The sequence below is a fragment of the Actinoallomurus acaciae genome, assembly GCF_042429965.1.
GTDB classification, from domain to species: domain Bacteria; phylum Actinomycetota; class Actinomycetes; order Streptosporangiales; family Streptosporangiaceae; genus Actinoallomurus; species Actinoallomurus acaciae.
Genome location: NZ_JBHLZP010000563.1, coordinates 1 through 5,028, shown reverse-complemented (window position 1 = coordinate 5,028; position 5,028 = coordinate 1). Strand labels below are relative to the sequence as shown.

General features: G+C 71.6%; 4 protein-coding genes. 1 reads left to right on the top strand and 3 read right to left on the bottom strand.

Annotation, left to right across the window (positions count from 1 at the left end):
- On the top strand, nt 1-2,244 hold a 2,244-nt coding region (locus tag ACFFNX_RS41915), incomplete at its 5' end, for an ATP-binding cassette domain-containing protein (RefSeq protein WP_378211791.1).
- A gap of 81 nt (nt 2,245-2,325) precedes the next feature.
- Here the strand turns inward: ACFFNX_RS41915 and ACFFNX_RS41910 are convergent.
- From ACFFNX_RS41910 to ACFFNX_RS41900, 3 genes are all read right to left on the bottom strand, one after another.
- On the bottom strand, nt 2,326-3,381 hold the full coding sequence (locus ACFFNX_RS41910) for a glycosyltransferase family 2 protein (RefSeq protein WP_378211789.1): 1,056 nt from the start codon (nt 3,379-3,381) through the stop codon (nt 2,326-2,328).
- Between the two features lie 285 nt (nt 3,382-3,666).
- The gene (locus tag ACFFNX_RS41905) at nt 3,667-4,503 is read right to left on the bottom strand and encodes a TIGR02452 family protein (RefSeq protein ID WP_378211787.1); all 837 of its coding nucleotides are present in this window, start codon (nt 4,501-4,503) and stop codon (nt 3,667-3,669) included.
- Between the two features lie 80 nt (nt 4,504-4,583).
- Nucleotides 4,584-5,028: winged helix-turn-helix domain-containing protein (locus ACFFNX_RS41900; RefSeq protein WP_378211785.1), on the bottom strand; the 445-nt coding region annotated here is incomplete at its 5' end.

Here is a 5,028-nt window from a genome sequence, read left to right as displayed (position 1 = left end):
GGCACCATGCCCCCGTACCAGCCGCCCACCCAGGGCACGGCGCCGCCGTACCAGCAGCCGGTCCAGGGTGACGGCACGGGCGGGATGCCGCCGTACCAGCAGCCCGCCCAGGGCGGCGGCACCGGCGCGGTGCCCCCGTACAACCAGGCCACGCAGGCCGGCGGTCCCGGCTCCGTCCCGCCCGGGGCCCAGGGGTACCACGCCGACCCGATCGGCTACCTGCCGACTCACGGCACCCCGCCGCCGCGGGCGCCGATGCCGACGATGAGCGGGCAGTACCGCGAGCCGACCAAGGTGCGCAACCTGGGGGGCCAGCAGGTCCTGCGCATCGGCCGGGCGCCCGAGAACGACATGGTCGTCGCCGACCTGCGGGTGTCGCGCCAGCACGCCGAGCTGCGGTCGTCCGGTGGGACGTACGAGCTCGTCGACGTCGGCAGCCGCAGCGGCACCTACGTCAACGGCCAGCGCGTCGAGCGCGCGATCATCGGCCCCAACGACATCATCGGCATCGGCCCGTCAACGTTCCACCTGGTCGGCGACGTCCTCACCGAATACACCGACACGGGCGCGGTCAACTTCAGCGCGCACGACCTCACGGTCACCGTCGACAAGGGCAAGGTGCTGCTGGACCACGTGTCCTTCCCGCTCGGGGAGAAGTGCCTCGTCGCGGTCATCGGCCCCAGTGGCTCGGGCAAGTCGACCCTGCTGCGCGCGCTCACCGGTCTGCGGCCCGCCGACCAGGGCGCGGTCTCCTACGACGGCCGTGACCTCTACCGCGACTACTCCGAGCTGCGCTCGCGCATCGGCCTGGTGCCGCAGGACGACATCCTGCACACCCAGCTCACCGTGCGCCGCGCGCTCATCTACGCCGCCGAGCTGCGGTTCCCCGACGACACGCGCCAGCACGAGCGCAAGGCGCGGGTCGATGAGGTGCTCAAGGAACTCGGCCTGGACCACCGGCGCGACAACAAGATCTCGGCCCTGTCCGGCGGCCAGCGCAAGCGCGTCAGCGTCGCCCTGGAGCTGCTGACCAAGCCGTCGCTGCTGTTCTTGGACGAGCCGACGTCGGGCCTGGACCCAGGCCTGGACAAGTCGGTCATGCAGATGCTGCGCGGCCTCGCCGACGACGGCCGTACGGTCGCGGTGGTCACCCACAGCGTCGCGAACCTCGACATCTGCGACCGGCTCCTCGTCATGGCGCCGGGCGGCCGCATCGCGTTCTTCGGCCCGCCGAGGGAGGCACTGCCGTTCCTCGGGTTCACCGACTGGGCCGACGTCTTCCAGGCGTTCGACGACCCGTCGATCGACTGGGGCGGCCGTTACCTCCAGTCGCCGGCCCACCAGAAGTACGTCACGGCCGACCTGGTCCAGCCGGTCGCGCAGGCCGGTCCGGTGAGCTACCAGCCGCCGCCCAAGCCGCAGAGCTGGCCCGAACAGCTGAGCACGCTGATCCGCCGCTACGTCCGCAGCATCGCGGCGGACCCGTTGTTCCTCGGCATCACGGTGGCGCTGCCGATCATCATGGGCGCGGTGGCGCGCGTCATCCCGGCCGGTGACCTCACGTCGAAGGTCCCGGGCTCGCAGGGCGGCGCGGCCAACCTCCTGATGATCCTGTGCATCGGCGGATGTCTCACCGGCGCCGCCAACGCGGTGCGCGAACTGGTCAAGGAAAGACCGATCTATCAGCGAGAACGCGCGGTCGGGCTGTCCAGATCCGCCTATCTCACCTCCAAGCTGCTCGTCCTCGGTGTGATCACGATCGGTCAGGGCATCGTGCTCACGCTGGTCGCCATGCTCGGGGTCGACATGAGGGACAAGGGCGTGGTCACCACGCCGATGTACGAACTCATCTTCGCCGTCGCGCTGCTGTCCTTCACCGCGATGACGCTCGGCCTGCTCATCTCGGCGATCGTCAAGACCAGCGAGATGACGATGCCGCTGCTGGTGCTCACCACCCTGGTGCAGATCGTGTTCTGTGGAGCGCTCGTGCACCTGGACGGCAAGGCCGTCCTGGAGCAGATCGCCTGGTTCGTGCCGGCCCGGTGGGCGTTCGCCGCGATGGCGGGCACGCTCGACGTCACCTTCCTTCTTCCGCACAAGGATCCGCCGGACCCGCTGTGGAAGCAGCAGTTCAGCACCTGGCTGCTGGACATGGGCATGATGGCCGTCCTCACCGTGGCCCTGATCTTCGCGGTGGAGCGGATGCTGCGGCGCCAGGAGCCGGAGGTCATGCGGAAGCGGTGAGCCCCACCGCCGTGTGACGGCCCGCCACTGCTCGCCCGCCGCGCCTGAGTCCTTCCCGTGGACGCCTTCACGGGAAAAGGCTCAGGCGTGGCCTTTCTCGTAGACGACGAGCCCCCGGGACAGGCGCAGCGGGACGAGGACGAGCTCGACGATGAGGGCCTTCCAGGCGTAGTAGACGTTGACGGCCTTCGTCAGGTAGACGAAGGGGACGTTGGCCATGACGCCCAGCACCGGAAGTCTTCGGCGCCGGGCGGCATAGAGCAGCGGCGGGACGGTGAACACCAGCTCCGACCCGAGCCAGAGCGTCAGGGTGGCGCCGACGGGCCGGTGCATGCCCAGGGTGAGGACGAACGGCGTCGCCCACCACAGCGGTGCGGTGAAGATCTCGGCCAGGGCCAGGACGATCCAGAGCGCGAGCATGGGTTTTCGTCGCACGAGCCCGCCGAGGTGGAGGCGGACGTTCTGGAAGAAGCCGGCCATCCAGCGCCACACCTGTTTGCGGAGGTAGGTCAGCGTCTCCGGGTCGGCGGCCCAGGCCACGGCCTCGCCGACGTACACCGCGCGCCGGCCGGCGATCTGCACCGACCAGGTGAAGTCCATGTCCTCGACGATGGTGCGCTCGGGGAAGCCGCCGAAGCCGGTCAGCGTCGCGCGGCGGAAGACCGAGCAGCAGCCCGAGCACACGACCGGGCTGCCCGCGCCGTTCTGGATCGGGCGGTTCCAGTGGAAGCCGAAGAGGTATTCGATGGAGCGGCCGCGCTCCCAGACGGTGCGGGTGAAACGGGTCTGCACGTTGCCGGCCGCGACGACGACCTCGGGATCGTCGAAGACCGGCTTGATCTTTTCGATGTAGTCCGGGGCGAGCACGGTGTCGGCGTCGACGGCCAGGACGAGGTCGGTGTCGCACACCGGCAGCGCGTGGTTCTGCGCCTTGGCCTTGCTGCCCAGGTTGTGCGGCGGTCTCAGCACGGTCGCCCCGTAGGACGCCGCGACCTCGCCCGTCCGGTCGGCCGAGCCGTCATCGACGACGACGACCTTCTCCGGCGGGACCGTCTGACGGCGGATGGCCTCCAAGGTCGCGGGCAGGCCCGCCTCCTCGTTGTGGGCCGGGACGATCACGGTCAGCGTCGCCGTCACTTGTGCCTCCGGAACCTCGTGACCGCGCCGCCGGCGGCAACGGCCAGCCCGACGACTCCGTAGACGATGGTGCTGAACCCGATGAAGGGCAGGCCCCCGTGCATGATCAACCCTTTCGCGACGGTCGATGGCGGGGCCCGGCGGCGGGCCGCCCCCTCCGGTGAAGGGGACGGCCCGCCGCTGGGCATGCCCGCAATCATGGGCCGCCGGTGACCGGCACGTCGATGGCCTCCGCGCGCCTGTGGACAACTCGCCCGTCAACGCCTGCGCGGGGACCCGAAGGGCTCAGGCGGTCTCGTCGACCGGGGCGAAACGCTCGGCGAACGCGGCGCGGTTCGCGGAGTCGGGGGAGCGGTCCCAGACGGCGAAGACCACCCGTTCGAAGACGGACGCGAAGGCGCCGCCGGCCGTCAGATGCGAGTGGAAGGCGCCGGCGACGTCATGCGGGTCGTTGCGGAACACTCCGCAGCCCCACGCGCCGAGGACCAGCCGGCGGGCGCCGTGGTGAGCGGCCACCGCCAGCACGCGCCCCGCGCGCCGGTGGAGCGTGCGCCGGATCGCGTCGCCCGCGCCGGGGTCGCGCCGAAGCACCTCACCGGCGTTCGGCGCGGCGGAGGTCAGGAACGACACCGGGTACGGCTCGGCCAGCAACCGCCCGTCGCCGCCCCGGTGCACCGGGACGTCGGGGGACCAGATGACGCGGTCGCTGTAGAGCAGGTCGGAGGAGGCCCGGTGCTCCGCGTAGTAGTCGGGGGCCTGGAGCAGGCAGGGGTACAGCAGGGCGGTACGGCAGAGGTCCTCCTCCTGCGCCCGGGCACCGCGGAGGTAACCGCCTCCCGGGTTCCGCGCGGAGGCGAAGTTCAGCACGGCGATTCGCCCGTCTCCGGCGAGACGCAGCCGTCGCGCCGCGCCCAGACTGTCCTCCGCGGTCACCTCGAACGCCGGGCGGTGCCCGTCCGCGGGCGCGGTCAACGCGCCCTCCGGGGGATGGCTCACCGTCCCGCCGACCGCCGCGTCGAGGGCGGAGCGTACGACGACGCGCGTGCCGTCCCCGGCGGTGTACGCGCCGTCGGCGACGATCCGTGCGTTCACCGCCGCGACCTCACGCAGTCTGCTGCTCATCGTCCGCATGGTAGATCGTTCCCGCTCCGCCGATCGAACGCTTTTCGGCCGTGCCGCCGGCTCCGCGCCGACGGCATCGGTCACTCGCCCGCCGGTGCGGGCCCGGACCTGTGCACGAGGTGGGGCCGGTAGGTGTAGCCCACCCGCCGTACGGTCGTGAGCTGGGAGCCCACCCGGCCGAGCTTGCGGCGGAGGCGGTGGACGTGCACGTCGACGGTTCTGGTCGTGGCGTCCACCGCCGGCCAGAGCGCCTGCATGAGCTCGGCCCGGCTGAAGACCTGCCACGGGTGCGTCGTGAAGTGCACCAGCAACTCGAACTCCTGGTACGTCAGACCGATCTCCCGGCCCTCCACCCAGACACGCCGGGAGGGCTGGTCGATGCGCAGGGCGTGCGGCGGCGCGTCCTTCACGCCAGGCGGCCGTTCGTCTCCCTCCGGGGCCGCGGAGAGCGGCCGGGGGGAGGTGCGCCCGGCCGGGCCCCGCCGGCCCGCCACGGCCAGTGGCACGGTGTCCCGCCGTGTCTCG

Coding starts and splice junctions, on each gene's coding strand:
- ACFFNX_RS41905 (WP_378211787.1), bottom strand. CDS start 4,503: ATGAGCAGCAGACTGCGTGAGGTCGCGGCGGTGAACGCACGGATCGTC.